Below are 20,735 nucleotides of genomic sequence, written 5' to 3'. Positions count from 1 at the left end.
CATCGGATCAATTAGATGCGCGTCCTGAGAGCCGCCGACCGGATCGCCACGCCGTGGAAGAACGGCGGCGGCGTCACGCGCGAGGTGGCCGCCTGGCCGTCGGGCGCCGACCTGGACGGCTTCGAGTGGCGGATCAGCCTGGCCGAGATCGCCGCCGACGGCCCGTTCTCGACCTTCCCGGGCGTGGACCGTGTGCTGACGGTGATCCAGGGCGAGGGCCTGCTGCTGACGGTCGACGACCGCATGCTGGCCCTGGACGCCGCCTCCCCGCCCCTGGACTTCCCCGGCGAGGCGCGGGTCGCCGCCCGCCTGACCGACGGTCCGATCAGCGACCTGAACGTGATGGTGCGGCGGGGCGCCTGGCGGGCGCGGACCCGTCGGCTGACCGTGACCGGAGCCAGCGACGTGGCGGCCAAGGCCAGAGTGACCCTGGTCCTGGCCCTGGACCCCTTACGCATCGTGAGGCCCGGCGGCGCGATCGACCTGTCGCCGCTGGATGCGGTCGTGCTGGAGCACGGCCACTCGCGCCTAAGCCTGGAAGGCCGAGGCCGAACATTGATCTGCGAAATCACGGTCGATCCCGAGCACATCCAACAGTAAAGCTTGGAATAGATCCCGATATAGGCGAATGCGCGCGCGACCTCGCGCCGCACTGAGTTCGCCACGTCTTTGCCTTATCTGATCGTTAACCGGGCCAACGCTCAACGCTCCGAAACGATCCCCAAAACAAATCCAGGAAGATTTCATGCACGCATCGACAGCGAAGAAACTCGCCCCTCTGGCGCGCGGCGCGCTGGGTCTGGCCCTGGTCTTCGCTCCGATGATGGTGGCGGCGATGGAGAATCCGCACAACGCCCCGCACGCCACGCCGGCCGTGCAGCGCCTGCTGGCCGACCTGGCCGCCAAGCCGCAGAAGCCGGTCCGCAAGGAGCTGGTCTGGAGCGGTTCGGACATCGACGGCGACGGCGCGCCCGACTTCGCCAACCCGACCGGCGGCGCCCCGCGCGGCCACGACGAGTTCGGCGACGGCCGGTTCGGCGCCCGCCGCGACGGCGGCTCGCGCGACCACGAGGGCGTCGACTACGTGGCCAAGGCCGGCCAGGACGTGATGGCCCCGATCTCCGGCTACGTGACCAAGATCGGCTACGCCTACGCCGGCTCCAGCGACCTGAAGTTCGTCGAGATCAGCAACCCGGCCCTCGGCTACATCGCCCGCGCCTTCTACGTGACCCCCGGGGTCGAGGTCGGCCAGGCCGTGCGCCTGGGCGAGGTGATCGGCAAGGACCAGAGCCTGCAGAAGCACTATCCGGGCATCACCAACCACGTGCACCTGGAGGTGATGGAGCCGGGCGGCGAGCGGGTGAACGCGGCCGAGCTGATCGTGAAGAAGCTGGTGGTGGAGGCTTAAGCCTCGGCGGCGAACACTTGCCCCTACGGGTCGCTTCGCGACCGTCTTCCCCCAGAGGGGGAAGAGCCTCGACCGCCGACGCCGCGCCAAAGGCTCCGCCCCCTACGGGAGCGGACAGACCGCGAAGCGGTCAGGTGGGGGCAAGTCAGTGAGCCACTGACCTACTTCCGCGTCACCACCACCGGCTGCCCCGAGTACGCCACCGTCTGGTCCACCGCCTCGAAGTCCACCGGCTTCGCCCCGCCGCCGATGAACCGCACCTTGATCGTCCGGTTCTCGACCATCCCCTTGAAGCTCCCCGACCGCGCGCCGATCGTCAGCCTTCCCGAGGCGTTGTCGAAGCTCATCGGAATGCGGCTCCACGCCCCGCGGGCGTAGCCGTTGGTCAGGCCGTCGTCCTCGTAGAGCTCGAACGTCCCGTCGGCCCCCGTGTAGACCACCACGGTCAGCGGGGCGTCGGGCTTTTCGCCCACGTACTGCTGGACCACCGTGGTCGGCACGATCGAGCCGGCCTTCACGAACAGCGGCATGCGCGCCAGCGGCGCGTCGGCCTTGATCGTCTGGCCGCCCTTGAAGGCCTTGCCGGTCTCGAAGTCGTACCAGGACGCCCCCGCCGGCAGGTAGACCTCGCGCGAGCGGGCCTTGAACGCGGTGACCGGGGCGACCAGGAACGCCTTGCCGAACAGGTACTCGTCGTTGACGTCGCGCGCCTTCAGGTCGGACGGGAAGTCCATGACCAGGCCGCGCATGATGCTGCCGTCGCGCTGATAGGTATCGGCCGCCAGGGTGTAGACGTAGGGCATCAGCCGGTAGCGGAGCTCGTCGTACCAGGCCAGGGCCTTGTAGACCTCGGTCCCCTCGTCGGCGAGGTTGTAGATCTCGCGGTACGGGAACTCCCCGTGGCTGCGGAACAGCGGGCTGAAGGCGCCGAACTGGAACCAGCGCAGGTTCAGCTCCTGCCACTCGGCCCAGTGGGCCGGGTCCTTGTTGGTGTAGCGATCCTCGACCGAGAAGCCGCCGATGTCGGTGGTCCAGTTGGGCACGCCCGACATCGACAGGTTCACGCCGGCCGAGATCTGGTCCTTCAGGTCGTCCCAGCGGGCCACCACGTCGCCGCTCCACAGGGCCACGCCGTTGCGCTGGATGCCGCCGAAGCCCGAGCGCGACAGGATGAAGCTGCGCTTGTCGGGGTTCAGCGCGCGCTCGCCCTCGAACACGCCGGTGGTGTGGATCAGCGGGTAGGAGTTGAAGAACTCGGCCCCCGGTCCCATCGCCGTCGGGCCCATGCGCAGGGTGCGCTCGGGGATGTCGAGGTTGGAGTGCATGTCCGGCTCGTCGCTGTCCATCCACCAGGCGTCGACGCCGAAGCCCTTCAGGCTGTCCTTGACTTGGCGCCAGTAGATGTCGCGCGCCTCCTTGGAATAGGGGTCGTAGAACGAGTTGGCGTAGCCCGGCCCCACCCAGTCCACCGCGCCCTGCTCGAGGTTGCGGTGATACATGTGGCCCTTGGCGTCCAGCTCCTTGAAGTGCTCCGTGGTCGGATAGAACTTCGGCCAGATCGAGATCATGAAGTGGGCGTTCAGGTCGTGGACCTGGTCGATCATGCCCTTGGGGTCGGGGAAGCGCGTCTCGTCGAACTTGTGGCTGCCCCAGGCGTCGTCCTTCCAGTAGCGCCAGTCCTCGACGATGTTGTCCAGCGGCAGCTTGCGGGCCCGGTACTGCTTGACCACGTCCAGCAGCTGGTCGGCGGTCTCGTAGCGCTGGCGGCTCTGCCACAGGCCGTAGGCCCAGCGCGGCATCAGCACCGCGTCGCCCGTCAGGCCGCGATAGCCGGCCACCACCTGGTCCAGGTCCGAGCCGCCCACATAGTAGTAGTCGACGGCGTGGGCGACCTCGGAGGTGAAGGTCAGCGAGTGCTGGTCGGCCGCCGGGATCGGGTTGTTGTGCAAGAGGCCGATATAGCCGTCGTTGGGCTCCCACTCGACGCGGACCTTGTGGCGCGCCCCCGGCTTCATCGGGGCGGTGAAGTTGTGGAACCACGGGTTCCAGTTCTGCCGCCAGCGGTCGATCGCCACCTTGCCGTCGATGGAGAGCTTGGCGTAGCTGGACGAGTAGAGCTTGAACTTCTGGACCCCGGCCACCGAGGCCTCGACCGAGCCCTCCCAGACCACGCGCGCGCCCTTGAGCGGCTTCTTGTCCGGACCGGTCAGCTCGGCCGGCCAGTTGGGCAGGTCCTTCAGGTAGCGGTAGTTGATGTCGGGCTCGACGCGGGTGAACTTCAGGTCGTTCCCCACATAGTACCTGGCGGTGAAGCCGCCCGGCTTGCCGGCCGCGTCGAAGATCTTCAGGTCGCGCGAGGCGAGTTCGTAGGGCGTCGGGTCGCCGAAGCGGGTGATCCCGTTGTTCTCCCACAGCAGGCCGTAGTTCCGGGTGGACAGCACGAACGGGATGGCGATGTCGCGGTTGTACTGGGCCAGTTCGACGTCCTGGCCATTGTAGTTCATCTGGCCGTTCTGGTGCTGGCCCAGGCCGTAGAAGGCTTCGTCCGTACCCGGATTGAACTGCTGGCTGACGCCGTAGAAGGTCTTGCCGTCGATCGTCTCGGTCTTGAACGGGCGGCGGCCGTTCTCGCTGAGCACCAGCTTGCCGGTCTCGTCGCGGAAGCTGACCGCGCCGCTGGCCAGGGAGACCTCGGCGGTGGCCTTGCCGGCCTTGACCACGACCTTGCCGGCCGCCTCCTCGACCGTGAAGGCGCCGGTGGGCCTGGCGGTGACCATCAGGCTGGCCGGGACGTCCAGGCTGTCGGTCGGGGTGGCGGTGACGTGGATCACCCGCTCGCCCATCACCTGCAGCCGCACCTTCTTGGCCGGCCCCGAGGCGGGGGTGACGATCACCCCGTCGGCGGTCTTCTCGAAGGCGCCGTCCAGGGCCAAGGCGCTGGTCGAGGCCAGGAGGGCCAGAGCGAAGCCGGCGGCGAGGGTCTTCGGCAGCATGCGCATGTTCTTCCCTATGATTTCTATTTTTTATCTCCGCTCATCCCGGCGAATGCCGGGACCCAGATCCTAAGGCCGAGTGGCCGATTGGAAGGGCTCGGAGCTCTTGGCGTCATCCCCAGAGCCATTCCATCTGGGTCCCGGCATTCGCCGGGATGAGCGGTTGAAAAGTTGGGTTCAGTAGGTCGCGAGCTTTACTTTTAGCACCTGCGGCAGGGTGGTCAGGTTCAGGCCGTAGTCGACCTGGTCGCCGTTCCACAGGCGGTCGAACACCCACTGGCCCTTCTCGTCGAAGTGGCCTTCCTCGACCCGGGACATCATGAACCGCTCGCCCTTGGCCGAGCCGAAGGTGATGCGGGCGCGATAGCCGGTGACCAGGAATTCGTCGGCCGACAGCCGGGCGATCAGGGCGCCGCCGTCGGGGACCGCGCGATTGGGCTGCTTCTCGGCCTTGGACATCCAGGGGGCCTCGATCGAGCCGAACTGCCATTCGCCGTACGAGACGGTGGCGGTCCAGCGATCGCCCAGCTTCAGGGTCTCGGCCTTGCGGTCGTCGGCCTCGCCGGCGCCCCAGACGTCGCCCGTGAACGACAGCCTGGCCCACTCGCGGGCCATCGGGGCCAGCAGGCGGTAGTGGACGCCGAAGTTCTCCAGCGCCTCGGCGTCGACCTGCTTGGCGCCCAGCGGGTAGTTGGAATAGCCGGTGTAATCCAGGCCGAACGGCGAGAAGCCGATCCCGTGGCGGCCCAGCACGTCGTAGACGTGGCGGGCGAAGCCCTTGTCGCTGCCGATCTCGGGCACGAGCAGGGCGTTGTCGGGGCGGCCGTACTGCTCCAGCGTCTTGCGGACATTGGCGCTTTCGCGCTGGTAGATGTCGGGCGCGATGGCGTCGATCGACGGGGCCGCGGCCTTCCAGACGTCCAGCACGTTCCAGGTCGGGCCGCCCGACGAGTAGGTGTAGGGGTCCTGGTCGTTGAAGGGGTCGCGCAGGGCCGCGTTGACGTACATCGGCAGCGGCAGCTCGCGCTTACCGGCGGCCGCCACCTCGTCGACGAACCGGCCGATCGACCAGGCGTGGAAGAACTCGTCGGCGTCCTTGCCGAACACCTGGCTCCAGGTCCCCGGCTTCTTGCCCAGAGCCTTGACCAACTGGGCGGGTACGGGGCCTTCGAACAGCTTCTGGGCGGTCGCCGAATAGTCGCGGACGGCGTTGTAGGTGCCCGTCTCGTTCTCGGGCTGGACCATGATCACGGTGTGGTCCGGATCGACGGCCTTCAGGTGGCGCATCAACGCGACGAAGGCCTTCTTGTCGGCCTCCAGCGTGGCGGGGAAGTGCGGCGACAGCGAGTTGCGGGTCTCGCCCTTGGCGGTGATCACCCGGGGGAAGCGCTTGTTGTCCAGCTTGACCCATTCGGGCGCGTACTGCGGGCCGTTGTTCTTCCAGGTGGCGAACCACAGCAGGACCAGCTTGGTGTCGTTGTCGCGGGCCTGCTTCAGCAGCACGTCGACATACGAGAAGTCGAACTGGCCCTCGACCGGCTCGATCTGCTCCCAGGCGACCGGGATCTCCAGGGTGTTGGCGTGCATCGCCTTCACCGCCGGCCACACCTTGGGCAGTTGCGAGGGGTAGTTGGCGGCGTTGTTGGCCTGGACGCCCAGCATCAGGAACGGCGCGCCGTCCACCATCAGGGCGTGGCGGCCGTCCTTGGCGACCAGTTTGGGCAGGTCGGCGGCGGCGCCCGGCGTGGCGGCCAGAACGCCGCACAGCGCCGTGGCCGCGACCAGGGCCGACAGGAAGAGCCGAGGGCGGGTCGCCCCCTCGGTCCGGACTCGATGCTGGATCCGCAAGTGTCGCCTCCCGCTGGGCCGTCTTCCGCGAGGCGAACCTCGGCGCGACAGCGCTGTTACCGTTATCAGAAGTATAAGTATGATAATTGACTGGCAAGCCTTCCGGCCGCCAGGCCTGGCTAGATAGGATCGGCCTTGCAGTGCCGGGCGATGAACTCGTCGTGCGTCAGCAGCCGGTCGGCGATGTGGTTCATCTTGTCCCGCACATTGGCCAGGGCCCGCTGGACGTCGGCCAGCGGCGGCACGTCGGCCAGGCGGTCGTAGTCGCGGGGCTCGACGCCCTGCCCCAGGAACACCGACACCCAGCTGGGCTCGGCGAACAGCTGGTCGTCGAAGCGGGCGACCTTGCCGCGCTCGCGGAACAGCTCGATCTTGTGGGTCAGGCTGTCGGGCAGCGCCATCCGCCGGCAGTAGCGCCACAGCTCGGAATCGTCGCGCTCGGTGGCGCGGTAGTGCAGGACGATGAAGTCGCGGATCTGCTCGTATTCGAGCTTCGACAGGCGATTGTACTCCTCGACCGCCGCCGAGTCGTGGTTCCGGGTGGGCAGCAGCGAGATCAGGCGCATCACGCCCGTCTGGATCAGGTGGATGCTGGTCGACTCCAACGGCTCCATGAAGCCGCTGGCCAGGCCCAGGGCCACGACGTTCCTGTTCCAGGCCTGCTTGCGCCGGCCGGTGACGAAGCGCAGCAGCCGGGGCTCGGCGCGCGGCGCGCCGTCGAGATTGGCCATCAGGGTGGCGGCGGCCTCGTCGTCGCTGATGAACGGGCTGGAATAGACGTAGCCGTTGCCCGTGCGGTGCTGCAGCGGGATGCGCCACAGCCAGCCGGCGGTCCGGGCGGTCGAGCGCGTATAGGGCGTCAGCGGCGCGACGCTCTCGCAGGGCACGGCCAGGGCGCGGTCGCAGGGCAGCCAGTGCGTCCAGTCCTCGTAGCCGGTCTTCAGCGTCTGCTCGATCAGCAGCCCGCGGAAGCCCGAGCAGTCGATGAAGAAGTCGCCCTCGATCCGCTTGCCGCCCTCCAGCTCGACCGCCTCGATGAAGCCGTCGGACTGGCGCTGCTTGACCTCGACGATCTTGCCCTCGGTGCGCCGGACGCCGCGCTTCTCGGCGTAGTCGCGCAGGAAGCGGGCGTAGAGGCCGGCGTCGAAATGGTAGGCGTAGGCCAGCGGCGGCACGCCGGGCGGCAGCTCGCTGGGCGCGATGACGAACTTGCCCTTGCGCGCCGCGACCGCCGACATGGCGTAGTCGCAGATGTCGCTGGTGTCGCCGTGACGGCGCAGCCGCCCCCAGTAGTGATGGAACCCCACGCCCTCGATCGCCATGCCGATGGGGCCGAACGGGTGGATGTAGCTGTGCCCCAGCCGCCGCCAGTCGCGGAACTCGATGCCCAGCTTGAAGGTCGCCTGGGTCTTCTTGACGAAGTCGATCTCGTCGATGCCCAGTAGGCTGTTGAGGAACTGGATCGGCGGGATGGTGGCCTCGCCGACGCCGACCGTGCCGATCTCGTCGGACTCCACCAGCTCGATCTCGCCCACCCGGCCCTTCAGGGCGTGGGCCAGGGCGGCGGCCGCCATCCAGCCGGCCGTGCCTCCCCCGACGATGACGAACTTGAGCGGCTGCTCGGTCATGGCGCGGATTTTCCGTCGTTGCGTGCTCGCGCAGGCTAGCGGGTTCCGCGGCCGGCGCGACGTATAAAAAGGCCCCCGCCCCTTCCCGGATGACCGGGCCGGAACGGGGGCCGCTCAGGGTCTCGCGATCAGGACCTTAGAAGGTGCCGCGCAGGACGATCGAGTAGCGACGATCGGCAACGACCCAGTTGTGCTTGGTCAGGCCTTCCTCGGGACGGCCGGGATAGCTGACCAGGATCCGGGTCTCGGAGTTCGTCAGGTTGGCCGCTTGGAAGCCGATCTTCAGCGCGTCGTTGACGGTGTAGAAGACCGAGCCGTCCAGCTGGCCGTAGTCGTCGTACCAGGCCGGGATGTTGATGTTCGCGGCCGTGGTCGTCAGCAGGTAGCGTTCACGCCAGTTGTAGGCCAGGCGGGCCGAAACCTTGCCCAGGTCGTACAGGCCGGCGACGTTGTAGCTGTTGGGCGACAGGCCCTCGAGCGGCATCTCGTCGTCGTGCGACGAGATGTTGCCGGTCTGGTTGGTGTCGTACGGGTTGGACGCCGCGTTGCGCGTGCCCTTGCTGTCGACGTGGGTGTAGTTGGCCTGCACGCCCAGGCCGCGCAGGGCGCCCGGCAGGAAGTCGAAGTACTGCTGGTAGGCGACTTCGAAGCCTTTGATGGTGCCGTGGCCGGCGTTGTACGGCTGGATCACCTGCACCGGACGGGTCACCCCGTTGTTGGTGAAGTTGATGACGGTCGAGCCGTTGGTGATGAAGTTGTAGATGTCCTTGTAGAACAGCGTCGCCGTCAGGCTGCCGGTCGAGTTGAAATACCACTCGTACGACAGATCGAACTGGGTCGAGCGCGTGGGCTTCAGGTCCGGGTTACCGGCGTTGGCGGTGTACTGGTAGACGCAGTTGGCCTGCGAACCGCCCGGGATGAAGCTCGAGCAAGTTCCGCCGGTGATGAACCCGTTGGTGGGCGCGATCGTGTAGTTCGGTTGCAGCTGCTGGAAGTCCGGACGGACGATGGCCTTGGCCGCCGCGAAGCGCACGAACATGTCCGGCGTGATCTTCAGGCGCACGTTCAGGCTGGGCAGGACGTTCACATAGTCCCGACCGCCCTTGTACGGGCTCTTGCCGCCGTTCGAGAACGCCTGGTCGGCGGCCGGAACGCTGGTGCTGCTGTTCGGCGCGAAGACCTGCAGGCCCTGGCTGGCGCTTTCGGTCTTGACGACGCGGACGCCGAAGTTGCCGTCGATCTCGCGATCGTCGCCCCACAGCGAGACGTCATGGCCGAACCGCAGCAGGCCGAAGGCCGCCAGGGTCTCTTCCTTCTGGTGGTTGGTGCTGCCCTTGCCGCCGCACGAGCTCTGGTCCTCGAAGTCGCCGTTGAAGGGGCACCAGCTTCCGCCGTTCGCCTGGGCGATCCGGTACAGCAGCTTCGACGTGTCGCCGTAGTTGTTCACGAAGGCCGCGCTCGGCATGACGAAGGTCGCCGGCAGATGGGCCTTGCCACGGAAGTAGTTGTCGAACGGATACAGGCCGTAATAGCCCTGATAGCCGTCCAGCTGGTTGATCGACGGAGCCGACCAGCTGGGGGCCACCGTGTCCCAGCGATACGAGGTTTCGCGGGTGGTGGCCTGACGGAAGGTGTGACGCACGCCGAAGCGGAACGACTTCAGCCAACCGCCGTCGTCGAAGCGGTAGTCGCCGTCGAAGCGCTCGGCCCATTCGGCCGCTTCGTTGCGGTCGTGGTGGTCCATCGCCGCGACCAGGTAGTAGCTGGCCGGGTTGGACGTGAAGGCCGCGTCGTTGTTCATGGTGATCACCGGCAGGCTGCCGGTGAGGTCCAGGCTGGCCGGGGCGGCGTTGCCGTTCAGCGAGTTGAACGCGGTGTTATCGACGGTCTTGGTCTTGGCGTAGACGTACTGGATGTCGCCCGAGAACGTCCACTTGTCGTTCGGCGTGTACTTCACGTTCAGAGCGTAGTCGGAGGTCACCGAGCTGCGGTCGGCGTAGCGGGTGTCGATCGTCGACGAGCCGAGGCTGGTGTTGTCCGTCTGGCTCTGGGCCAGCGTGCCCTTGATGAAATGGCCGTTCGAATCGTAGGTGAAGTCCGTGCCGGCGGCGGGCCAGTTGGTCGAGCCGACGTTGAAGCCGACCGCGTGCTCGGTCGAGGCCTGCGAGGCCGACGAGCGCAGGAACTGCAGGCTGGCGTCCCACTGGTCGTTCGGGCGCCATTGCAGGGCGGCCGCGATGCCCTTGCGCTCGCGCTCGTAGTCCAGGGTGCGGTAGCCGAAGCCGCCGGGGACGTAGACCGTCTTGCCGGGCTGCAGGTCGGTCCGGGCGAAGAACGGGTCGACCGAGATGGTGTCGGTGCGGCTGGACAGCTTGGAGTCCGACAGGTCGATCAGGAAGCCGACCTCGCCGACGTTGGTGTCCCAACGGTTGCTGTAGAGCACCGAGCCGCTGGGCTGCCAGTTCTTGGACAGGTCGCCCCAGCTGCTGTCGAGCGAATAGGCCAGGATGCGCTTGCCGCTGTCGAACGGCAGGCGGGTGCGCAGATTGACGGTGCCGCCGACGCCGCCTTCGATGATGTCGGCCGAGGGGTTCTTGTAGACGTCGACGCCGGACATCAGTTCGGGCGGCACGTCCTCGAAGCTCAGGGTGCGACCGGCCTTGGCCGAGAAGCTGTCGCGGCCGTTCAGTTCGCCGCGAACCCAGCTCAGGCCGCGAACCTGCACGCCGCTGCCTTCGACCGAGATGCGGTCGGCGTCGCGACCGTCGGCGGTGCGGCCGATGGTGACGCCCGAGACGCGCTGCAGGGCTTCGGTGACCGAACGGTCAGGAAGGGCGCCGATGTCGGTGGCGGTGATCGAGTCGACCAGCTGCTCGGCGTTCTGCTTCAGCTTCTGGGCCGATTGCAGGGCGGCGCGCTGGCCGGTGACGACGACTTCCTCGACCGTGTCGGCGGCCGGGGCGGGAGCCGCCTGGGCGAAGGCGACCGCGGGCAGGGCGCCGCAAAGGACAAGCGCCGAGGCGCCCATGAACATGACGTTGCGACGAGAATTACGAGGCGGCATTCCGGTTTCCTTCCCCCAGATGAGATCCGTCCCAGCGCTCTAAGGGCGCCGGTGACGTGCGCCGCACGGGTAGCGGTCACACGATCTGAGGGGAGCTTTAGTCATATAATTGAGACTTACAATACCAAATTGATAGCGCTATCAATTTGAGCCGAAGGGCGCGACTTTTGCGCCACGCTGGCCTCAAACCCCTGTGAATCCACGACGTTTGCAACCATCATTATTATATTATAAATGAAGCTCCATCGGACGCGAGTAGCGCTGTCCGTGGCGTCAGGGAAGAACATGGGTCAGGGAAACGGGGGCGGCAGGTTCCGCAGCGGTCACAGCTACGGGAAGCTGGATCGTGACGGCTTTATCCATCGCAGCTGGATGAAGAGCCAGGGCCTGCCGGACGACGTGTTCGACGGGCGGCCGGTGATCGGCATCTGCAACACGTGGTCGGAAATCACCCCCTGCAACGCGGGCCTGCGCGACATCGCCGAGCACGTGAAGCGCGGCGTGTGGGAAGCCGGCGGCCTGCCGCTGGAATTCCCCGCCATGTCGCTGGGCGAGACCCAGATGCGGCCCACCGCCATGCTGTTCCGCAACCTGCTGGCCATGGACGTCGAGGAGTCGATCCGCGGCAACCCGATCGACGGCGTCGTGCTGCTGGGCGGCTGCGACAAGACCACCCCGGGCCAGATGATGGGCGCGGCCAGCGTCGACCTGCCCACCATCGTCGTCTCGACCGGCCCGATGCTGAACGGCAAGTTCCGCGGCAAGGACATCGGCTCGGGCACCGACGTGTGGAAGTTCTCCGAGGCCGTGCGGGCCGGCGAGATGACCCTGCCGGAATTCATGTCGGCCGAGAGCGGCATGAGCCGCTCGCCCGGCACCTGCATGACCATGGGCACCGCCTCGACCATGGCCGCCATCGTCGAGGCCATGGGCATGAGCCTGCCCTACAACGCCTCGATCCCGGCCGTGGACGCCCGCCGCGCCGCCATGGCCCACCACACCGGCCGGACCATCGTGCGCATGGTGCACGACGGGCTGACCATGTCGCAGGTGGCCACCCGCGCCGCCTTCGAGAACGCCCTGCGCGTGCACGCCGCGATCGGCGGCTCGACCAACGCCGTGGTCCACCTGCTGGCCCTGGCCGGCCGCCTGGGCGTCGAGCTGGCGCTGGAGGACTTCGACAACCTGTCGCGCGACGTGCCCCTGCTGGTCGACCTGCAGCCGTCGGGCCGCTTCCTGATGGAAGACCTGCACTACGCCGGCGGCCTGCCGGCGGTGATGAAGCAGATGGCGCCGTTCCTGAACCCCGAGGCCCTGACGGTCTCCGGTACGCGGATCGGCGAGCAGTACGAGAAGGCCGAGGTGTTCAACGCCGAGGTCATCCGCGGCCTGGAAGCCCCGGTGAAGCCCGACAGCGGCATCTGGGTGCTGCGCGGCAACCTCGCGCCCGGCGGGGCGGTGATCAAGCCCAGCGCCGCCAGCCCCGAGCTCTTGAGCCACAAGGGCAAGGCCGTGGTGTTCGAGACCATCGAGGACTTCAAGGCCCGCATCGACTCGCCCGACCTGGAGGTCGACGAGACCTCGATCCTGGTGCTCAAGGGCTGTGGTCCCAAGGGCTATCCGGGCATGCCGGAAGTGGGCAACATGCCCCTGCCGACCAAGCTGCTGGAGAAGGGCGTCAAGGACATGGTCCGTATCAGCGACGCGCGGATGAGCGGCACGGCCTTCGGCACGGTGATCCTGCACGTCTCGCCCGAGTCCGACGCCGGCGGCCCGCTGGCCGTGGTCCGCAGCGGCGACGAGATCGAGCTGAACGGCCCGGCCCGCGCGCTGAACCTGCTGATCTCCGACGAGGAGCTGGCGGCCCGTCTGGCCGAATGGAAGGCCAATCCGCCCGCGCCCAAGGCGACGCGCGGCTACGCCAAACTCTACATCGACCACGTGCTGGGCGCCGACAAGGGCGCGGACCTGGACTTCCTGGTCGGCGCCAGCGGCTCGGTCGTCACGCGCGAGTCGCACTAGATGAATCCGATGGACAGCTCGGTCACGATCTTCGGCGACTGGGGCACCTCGCGCCTTCGGCTCTATCTGCGCCAGGGCAAGAGCGTGCTGGACCGCCGCGACGGACCGGGCATCGGGGCGCTGAACGGCGCCTCGCCGCGCGAGGCGTTCCTGGACCTGGTCGGCGACTGGCGCGAGGCCGGTCCCTCGCTGGCCCTGCTGTGCGGCATGGTCGGCTCGCGCAACGGCTGGCAAGAGGCGGCCTACGCCCCCTGCCCGGCCGGCGCCGCCGACGTCCGCGAGCGGCTGCTGCACCTCGACGCCGACGGCCTGCCGGTGGCCATCGTGCCGGGCCTGTCGTGCCGCAACGCCCTGGGCGGTCCGGACGTGATGCGCGGCGAGGAGACCCAGATCCTGGGCGCCCTCGAACTGGACCCCGCCCTCAAGCATGGCCGCCATCTGCTGGCCCTGCCCGGCACCCACACCAAGTGGGTCGCGGTCGAGGACGGCCGTATCGTCCACTTCGTCACCGCGCCCGTCGGCGAACTCTACGCCCTGCTGCGTGAGCACTCGATCCTGGCCAAGGCCGCGCCGGGCGACGACCCGGAGTCGGCCGAAGGCTTCGCCCTGGGCGTGGCCCGCATCGTCGAGCAGGGCTCGGCGCGCCTGCCCCACCTGATCTTCGAGACCCGCAGCCGCCAGCTGATCAACGGCCTGCCCAAGGCCGACGCCATGGGCTTCCTGTCGGGCCTGCTGCTGGCCGCCGACGTGGCGGCCACGGCCGACTGGTTCGGCGCCCTGGGCCAGGTCTCGCTGATCGGAGCCCCGGCCCTGAGCAGCCTCTACGCCCAGGCCATCGCCGCCTTCGGCGGGACCAGCGTGGCGGTCGACGGCGACTCCGCCGTCCTGGCCGGTCTTTCGGTCCTGTCGCCCACCCGTGGAGTACACGTCGTTGCCTAGCACGCCCCCCATCGTCGCCATCCTGCGCGGCGTGAAGCCCGACGAGGTCCTCGACGTCGCCGCCGCCCTGGTCGAGGCCGGGATCGAGGCCATCGAGGTGCCGATGAACTCGCCCGAGCCGCTGGTCAGCATCGGCAAGCTGTGCGCCGCGTTCGGCGACAAGGCCCTGTGCGGGGCCGGCACGGTGCTGTCGCCCGAGGTCGTGGACCAGGTGGCCGGCGTGGGCGGCAAGCTGATCGTCACGCCCAATATCGACGTCGAGGTCATCCGCCACGCCGTGAAGCGGGGCCTGACCGTCATGCCCGGCTTCGCCACGCCCAGCGAGGCCTTCGCCGCCGTCAAGGCCGGCGCCCGCTCGCTGAAGCTGTTCCCAGCCGGCACCTTCGGCCCGGGCCACATCAAGGCCGTGCGCGACGTGCTGCCCAAGGACGTCAGCGTCTACGCCGTGGGCGGCGTCGGCGCGGCCAATCTGGAGCCCTGGATCAAGGCCGGCGTCGCCGGCATCGGCGTGGGCGGCGAGCTCTATCGTCCGGGCTACACGGCCGAAGAGGTCGGGGCCCGCGCCAAGGCCCTGGTGGCCGCCTGGACCGAACAGACCACCCAGTAACGAGCGTCCGCGTCGGAACAAGAACACGGCCCAAAGGGGGGACCCCAGTGAGAACCATCGATTTCGTCATCCTGGCGATCTACGCCGTCGCCATCTTCGGCCTGGCCCAGTGGGTCTCCCGCGACAAGGGCGGCCACAAGAAGGACTCCACCGACTACTTCCTGGCCGGCAAGGCCCTGCCCTGGTGGGCGATCGGCGCCTCGCTGATCGCCGCCAACATCTCGGCCGAGCAGATCATCGGCATGAGCGGCTCGGGCTACGCCCTGGGCCTGGCCATCGCCTCCTACGAATGGATGGCGGCCCTGACCCTGCTGATCGTCGGGAAGTTCTTCCTGCCGATTTTCCTGAAGAACAACATCAGCACCATGCCGCAGTTCCTGGAGCAGCGGTACGGACCCAGCGTGCGCAACCTGATGGCCTGGTTCTGGCTGGGCCTCTACATCTTCGTGAACCTGACCTCGATCCTGTGGCTGGGGTCGATCGCCGTGCACACGGTGACCGGCATCGACCAGATGCAGGCCCTGATCATCATCGGCGTCTTCGCCCTGGCCTATCAGCTGTGGGGCGGCCTGAAGGCCGTGGCCCTGACCGACATCGTCCAGGTGGCCCTGCTGGTCATGGGCGGCCTGATCATCGTCTACCTGTCGCTGACCAAGATCGGCGGCGAAGGCGGCGCGGTGGCTGGCTTCACCCATCTGACCACCCAGTTCCCCGACCACTTCAAGATGATCCTCGACAAGTCGAGCCCGCACTACAAGGAACTGCCCGGCCTGTCGGTGCTGATCGGCGGCCTGTGGGTGATGAACGTCAGCTATTGGGGCTTCAACCAGTACATCATCCAGCGCGCGCTCGGCGCCAAGGACATCGCGGAGGCCCAGAAGGGCATCGCCTTCGCCGCCTATCTGAAGCTGCTGATGCCGGTGATCGTGGTCGTTCCGGGCCTGGCCGCCCTGGTCCTGGCGCCGGGTCTCGCCAAGCCCGACCAAGCCTATCCGGAGATGATGAAGCTGCTGCCGCCGGGCCTGCTGGGCCTGGTGTTCTCGGCCCTGGTCGCGGCGATCGTCGCGTCGCTGGCCGCCAAGATCAACTCGATCGCCACCATCTTCACCCTGGACATCTACGCCAAGGCCAAGAAGGACGCGTCGGAACAGCACCTGGTGCTGGTGGGCCGCATCACCGCCGTGGTCGCCGTGCTCGTCGGCATCATGTCGGCGGGACCCCTGCTGGGCGGCGCCGACCAGGTGTTCCAGCGGATCCAAGAGTACACGGGCTTCTTCACCCCGGGCATCGTGGTGATCTTCATGCTGGGCCTGTTCTGGAAGCGCGCCACCACCGCCAGCGCCCTGGTGGCTACGGCCGGCTCGGTGATCCTGTCGCTGGCCCTGAAGTTCGGCATGCCCGACATGCCCTTCATGAACCGCGTCGGTCTGGTCTTCCTCCTGGCCCTGGCCGCCGCCGTCCTCGTCTCGCTGGTCGCGCCCCAGAAGAAGGAGGTCAACGTCGTGTCGCTGGAGGGCGTCAGCTACAAGACCACCACCGGCTTCAACATCGCCGGACTGGGCGTGATCGTGATCCTGATCGCGCTCTACGCCACCTGGTGGTGACGTCGCGGACGGCGTGTCCACCGGTGTCCACGCATGTCTGAAGCGCAAAGCCCCGTCACGCGAGCGTGGCGGGGCTTTCGTCTTTGACATGATTGTTCCGGGCGTGAACGAAGCACGCTACACAAGGTCAGACCTATTTAGACGACGACCGATTTCAAGAAGCGTTTTGGGGGCGACAACTTGGTGATCCGTACGCAGCCGGGCCTCAGTCTGACCTATGGACTCGTCGAGTCCTTGGGCCAGGCCATCGTCACCGGCGAATACGCCACGATCGGCTTCCCCACCGAAGGCGAACTGTCCAAGCAGTTCGGCGCCAGCCGCACCGTGACCCGCGAGGCGGTCAAGATGCTGACGGCCAAGGGCCTGCTCAGCGCCCGCCCCCGCCACGGCACCGTGGTCGAGCCCGAGACCGAGTGGAACCTGCTGGACCCCGACGTCCTGCGCTGGATGCTGGAGCGCAAGTTCAGCCTGCGCCTGCTGGCCGAGTTCACCGAGATGCGTCTGGGCATCGAGCCCGCCGCCGCCGCGCTGGCCGCCCGCAACGCCGACGAGACCGGGCTGGAAGGCATCCGCAAGGCGCTGAACCGCATGAAGGCCGCCGCCGGCGGCGAGGACGACCCGCTGTCGGCCGACATCGCCTTCCACGTGGCCATCCTCAACGCCACCAAGAACCCGTTCTATCGCGACCTGCACGAGCTGGTGAACACCGCCCTGCGGATCTCGATCCGCTTCACCAACCGCATCAAGGGCCGCACCGCCTCGATCCCCTCGCACGAGGACGTGGCCGACGCCATCATGGCCCGCGACGCCGTGGCGGCCCAGAAGGCGATGCAGGTGATCATCGTCGACGTGCTGGAGCTGATCCGCGCCGCTTCGCCCGACACCGAGTCGGTCGAAGCCCGCCGCGACGCCTGACATCGAAGGCCGTTCGGGCGTTGCGCGCCGGCGTTTTCCGGGCGATGTTGACAGCGTTGTCACGTCAAAGCCCGCAGAGGCTCGAGGAAACGCCATGTCCAAGTCCCTCAAGGCGCTCGCCAGCGTCCTGACCGCCAGCGCCCTGCTATCCGCCCTGGCCGTCACGCCCGCCGCCGCGCGCGAAATCTCGGCCCGGGACCAGGTCAAGGCCATGACCCGCGGGATCAACGTCCTGGGCTACGACCCGATCTGGAAGGACCCGGCCAAGGCCCGCTTCCAGATGCGCCACTTCAAGGTGATCAAGGACGGCGGCTTCGACGCGGTGCGGCTGAACCTGCACGCCTTCTCGCACATGGACGCCGACAACCGGATCGACCCGGCCTGGCTGGCCACCCTGGACCAGGTCGTGAAAGCCGCCCTGGACCAGAAGCTGACCGTCATCCTGGACGAGCACAATTTCGGCGACTGCGGCAACGATCCGGCCACCTGCAAGCCCAAGCTGGTCGCCTTCTGGAAGCAGGTCGGCGAACGCTACAAGGACGCGCCCGACGGCGTGGTGTTCGAGCTGCTGAACGAGCCGAACAAGGGCCTGACCGACGAACTGTGGAACAGCTGGATCGCCGAGCTGCTGCCGGTGGTCCGCGCCAGCAACCCGACCCGCAACGTGATCGTCGGCCCGGCCTTCTGGAACAACATCAGCCACCTGGATCAGCTGAAGCTGCCGCAGGGCGACCGCCACCTGATCGCGACGGTCCACTACTACCTGCCCATGGAGTTCACCCACCAGGGCGCGTCGTGGAATCCCGACACGCCCAAGACCGGCGTCACCTGGGGGACGCCCGCCGAGCGCGCGCGGATGAAGGCCGACTTCGACGGCGTCCAGGCCTGGGCCAAGGCCAACGACCGGCCGATGCTGCTGGGCGAGTTCGGGGCCTACGACAAGGGCGACATGGCCTCGCGCGCCGCCTACACCGCCGCCGCCGCCCGCGAGGCCGAGGCGCGCGGCTGGGCCTGGTCCTACTGGCAGTTCGACAGCGACTTCATCGCCTACGACATCAAGGCCGACGCCTGGGTGGCGCCGATCCACGACGCGCTGGTTCCGAAATAACCACTAACGTTGTCATCCCGGAAAGCGAGGGGCGCGACAACGGATCGTGACGGATGACAAGGACCCCGTTTCGCGCCATCCATCCCGCTTCCGTATCCTCTCCCCAGGACCCTCGCCGTGCAGAAGCCCTACGTCGCCGCCGACACCCGCTATGACGCCATGCCCTATCGCCGCACCGGCCGCAGCGGCCTGGACCTGCCGGCGATCTCGCTGGGGCTGTGGCAGAACTTCGGCGGCGCCGACGTGTTCGAGACCGGCCGCGCGATCCTGCGCCGCGCTTTCGACCTGGGCGTCACCCACTTCGACCTGGCCAACAACTACGGCCCGCCCTACGGCTCGGCCGAGGAGAACTTCGGCAAGGTCATGGCCGCCGACTTCGCCGCCCACCGCGACGAGCTTGTGATCTCGACCAAGGCCGGCTGGGACATGTGGCCGGGGCCGTACGGCGGGATCGGCGGCTCGCGCAAGTACCTGATCGCCAGCTGCGACCAGAGCCTCAAGCGCATGGGCCTGGACTATGTCGACATCTTCTATTCGCACCGGGTCGACCCCACGACGCCGCTGGAGGAGACCATGGGCGCCCTGGCCCACCTGCACCGACAGGGCAAGGCGCTGTACGTCGGCATCTCCTCGTACTCGCCCGAGCTGACCCGCCAGGCCCACGCCATCCTCAAGAGCGAGGGCGTGCCGCTGCTGATCCACCAGCCGTCCTATTCGATGCTGAACCGCTGGATCGAGGACAGCCTGCTGGACACCCTGGAGGACCTGGGCGTGGGCTGCATCGCCTTCTCGCCGCTGGCCCAAGGCATGCTGACCAACAAGTACCTGGGCGGCGTGCCGCAGGACTCCCGCGCGGCCAAGGCCGGCTCGCTGGGCGGCCATCTGCTGAGCGACGACAACATCGCCCGCATCAAGACCTTGAACGAGATCGCCAAGGCCCGCGGCCAGAGCTTGGCCCAGATGGCCTTGGCCTGGGTGCTGCGCGATCCGCGCGTCACCTCGGCCCTGATCGGCGCGCGCACCGTGGCCCAGCTGGAGGACTCGCTGGCGGCGCTGAACACCCTGGGCTTCACCGCCGAGGAGCTGGCGCAAATCGACCGCCACGCCACCGAGGGCGCCATCGATCTGTGGAAGATTTCGTCTAACCTCGAGGCGGCGGACCTGCCCAAGGGCTGACCGCGCCTTGCGGTAGAGTGGTTTCGGAATACAATCAGTCCATGAACTCGGGGGCCGACGGCTTGGACCGGACAGTAAGCGGTATGGACCGACTGACGCCGCGTGAGCGCGATTGCCTGCGCCTCGTGGACGAGCATCTCAGCTCCAAGGAGATCGCTCGTCGTCTGGGCCTGTCCAAGCACACCGTCGACTGGCACCTGGACAAGGCGCGGCGCCGCCTGGGCGCCGCCGACCGCTACGAGGCGGCCCGCCTGCTCTCCCCCCGGAACCAGGCCTCCGTGGGGACCTCCCCCCCTCCGATCGCGTCAGGGTCCGACGCGGCGGGGCTAGCTCCGTCGCCGCCCCCCGCCCATCCTTCCTCCAGATCTTTCGACCCCGTCGAGGTCCCGCGGTCCGACCGCGACCGCCGCGACATCGAGGAAGGAACAGCACGTGCCGCCACTCACGGACTCCCAGAAGGACGCGATCGACCAGGCGCTGAGCCTGCGCCGCGACGCCCTGAACTTCCACAAGGCCTGGCCGACCCTGAACTCGCAGGACGAGCGGGTCCCGGCCTTCACCTGGTCCGAACTGGAACGTCAGCTCGCCAGCCTGGCGGCGACCGCCCAGAGCGCGCTGATGGCCTCGGACCTGGTCAGCGCGACGCGGAAGCAGGCCAATTTCAAGCCGCCGGAAATGGTGCTGAGGGAGATCCTCTGCGTGGCCGGCGCGCTGATGGACGAGAGCTTCGGCCATTCGGAAATTGGGGAGGCCCCAATGACCTGACCGTCGGCCAACGGCTGGCCCTGATCGCCGCCATGATGCTCGCGACCGCCTTCGCGTTCGGCTCCCTGCTGGCCGGCCTGCACGCCCTCCGGGGCCTGTTCTAGACCGCCGCTTCCGAGCGCTCTCCACGCCTCCACCCCAGATGACGCGCCGCCCTCCCGCGGCGCGAGGAGAACCGTCATGCTCAAGGAACGTCGTCACGCCGCCGAAGCCGTGGCCGAAGCCCTGTTCGCCGCCGAGAAGGCGATCGACGCGGCCATCGCCAGCACCGCCGCCCTGACCACCCTGATGCCGGCCTCGCGGGAAGCCGCGAACCTGTCGGTGATGGTCGGCCAGGACGCCCTGATCAGCGCGATCGAGACCATGCGCGCCCTGGGCGTGGCCCGTCAGAACATCCTCGAAACCCACCAGGGCCTCAGCAAGGCCCAGCACGACATCGGCCTGTCGGCCGTTTCCTTCGGCGGCGGCGGCAAGAAGCCGCCCCCCAGCCTGATCGGCAGCCTGCGGGCGGTGCCGACCGCGCGCGAAGTCGCCTGAACCCTCCCCCCTCAGGCCTCGCGCCGCGGGCCCGATCATGCACCCCCACATGTGATCGGGCCCGCGAACTGGCAGATTGTTTCCGGCCGGATCGGCTTCGATCCCGGATCAGGTTAAGCTG

15 protein-coding genes and 1 pseudogene are annotated in these 20,735 nt (G+C 67.9%); 12 read left to right on the top strand and 4 right to left on the bottom strand.

The features are described 5' to 3' along the window. Positions 1-15 precede the first annotated feature (15 nt). Together WAE60_RS04245 and WAE60_RS04240 are read left to right on the top strand one after the other, a co-directional pair. A complete protein-coding gene (locus WAE60_RS04245; protein WP_337685156.1) occupies positions 16-600 on the top strand; it encodes a HutD family protein in 585 nt (194 codons plus the stop codon). A gap of 145 nt (positions 601-745) precedes the next feature. Continuing rightward, positions 746-1,408 carry a M23 family metallopeptidase gene (locus WAE60_RS04240; protein WP_337685155.1) on the top strand — a complete coding sequence of 221 codons (663 nt, stop codon included), beginning with the start codon at positions 746-748 and terminating at the stop codon, positions 1,406-1,408. 161 nt (positions 1,409-1,569) lie between these two features. Here the strand turns inward: WAE60_RS04240 and WAE60_RS04235 are convergent, their stop codons facing one another. The 4 genes from WAE60_RS04235 to WAE60_RS04220 form a co-directional block, all read right to left on the bottom strand. Further along, on the bottom strand, positions 1,570-4,401 hold the full coding sequence (locus WAE60_RS04235) for a TIM-barrel domain-containing protein (protein WP_337685154.1): 2,832 nt from the start codon (positions 4,399-4,401) through the stop codon (positions 1,570-1,572). Between the two features lie 177 nt (positions 4,402-4,578). Continuing rightward, positions 4,579-6,249, bottom strand: a complete 1,671-nt coding sequence (locus WAE60_RS04230; RefSeq protein WP_337685153.1) for a DUF5597 domain-containing protein — start codon at positions 6,247-6,249, stop codon at positions 4,579-4,581. A 119-nt stretch (positions 6,250-6,368) separates the two neighbouring features. After that, positions 6,369-7,877, bottom strand: coding sequence for a tryptophan halogenase family protein (locus WAE60_RS04225; protein WP_337685152.1), 1,509 nt, complete (start codon positions 7,875-7,877; stop codon positions 6,369-6,371). Positions 7,878-8,013: 136 nt separating this feature from the next. Further along, positions 8,014-10,941, bottom strand: coding sequence for a TonB-dependent receptor (locus tag WAE60_RS04220; RefSeq protein WP_337685151.1), 2,928 nt, complete (start codon positions 10,939-10,941; stop codon positions 8,014-8,016). Positions 10,942-11,226: 285 nt separating this feature from the next. Between WAE60_RS04220 and WAE60_RS04215 the strand changes: the two genes are divergently transcribed. From WAE60_RS04215 to WAE60_RS04170, 10 genes and pseudogenes are all read left to right on the top strand, one after another. Further along, a complete protein-coding gene (locus WAE60_RS04215) occupies positions 11,227-12,963 on the top strand; it encodes an IlvD/Edd family dehydratase (protein ID WP_337685150.1) in 1,737 nt (578 codons plus the stop codon). A gap of 9 nt (positions 12,964-12,972) precedes the next feature. Then, positions 12,973-13,902: a 2-dehydro-3-deoxygalactonokinase gene (locus tag WAE60_RS04210; protein WP_337685149.1), complete on the top strand. Its 930-nt coding sequence runs from the start codon at positions 12,973-12,975 to the stop codon at positions 13,900-13,902. After that, entirely contained in the window at positions 13,895-14,509 is a 615-nt protein-coding gene (locus tag WAE60_RS04205) for a 2-dehydro-3-deoxy-6-phosphogalactonate aldolase (protein ID WP_337685148.1), read from the top strand. Before WAE60_RS04210 ends, WAE60_RS04205 begins: the two co-directional genes overlap by 8 nt. A gap of 47 nt (positions 14,510-14,556) precedes the next feature. Beyond that, a complete protein-coding gene (locus WAE60_RS04200) occupies positions 14,557-16,113 on the top strand; it encodes a sodium/sugar symporter (protein ID WP_337685147.1) in 1,557 nt (518 codons plus the stop codon). A gap of 186 nt (positions 16,114-16,299) precedes the next feature. Beyond that, entirely contained in the window at positions 16,300-17,028 is a 729-nt protein-coding gene (locus WAE60_RS04195; RefSeq protein WP_029913603.1) for a FadR/GntR family transcriptional regulator, read from the top strand. A 94-nt stretch (positions 17,029-17,122) separates the two neighbouring features. Continuing rightward, a complete protein-coding gene (locus WAE60_RS04190) occupies positions 17,123-18,136 on the top strand; it encodes a glycoside hydrolase family 5 protein (RefSeq protein WP_337685146.1) in 1,014 nt (337 codons plus the stop codon). A 117-nt stretch (positions 18,137-18,253) separates the two neighbouring features. Then, positions 18,254-19,312 (top strand): L-glyceraldehyde 3-phosphate reductase, encoded by a 1,059-nt coding sequence (mgrA, locus tag WAE60_RS04185; protein ID WP_337685145.1) that lies wholly within the window; start codon positions 18,254-18,256, stop codon positions 19,310-19,312. A 41-nt stretch (positions 19,313-19,353) separates the two neighbouring features. Beyond that, positions 19,354-19,554: pseudogene (locus WAE60_RS04180) on the top strand (helix-turn-helix transcriptional regulator); the annotation flags it as partial. A 190-nt stretch (positions 19,555-19,744) separates the two neighbouring features. Beyond that, on the top strand, positions 19,745-20,077 hold the full coding sequence (locus tag WAE60_RS04175; protein ID WP_337685144.1) for a hypothetical protein: 333 nt from the start codon (positions 19,745-19,747) through the stop codon (positions 20,075-20,077). 180 nt (positions 20,078-20,257) lie between these two features. Then, entirely contained in the window at positions 20,258-20,614 is a 357-nt protein-coding gene (locus tag WAE60_RS04170; protein ID WP_029913614.1) for a hypothetical protein, read from the top strand. Positions 20,615-20,735: the final 121 nt, after the last annotated feature.

The sequence above is a fragment of the Caulobacter sp. CCG-8 genome, assembly GCF_037402475.1.
In the GTDB taxonomy this organism is placed as follows: Bacteria; Pseudomonadota; Alphaproteobacteria; order Caulobacterales; family Caulobacteraceae; genus Caulobacter.
This window is presented reverse-complemented; position numbering and strand designations above follow the sequence as displayed.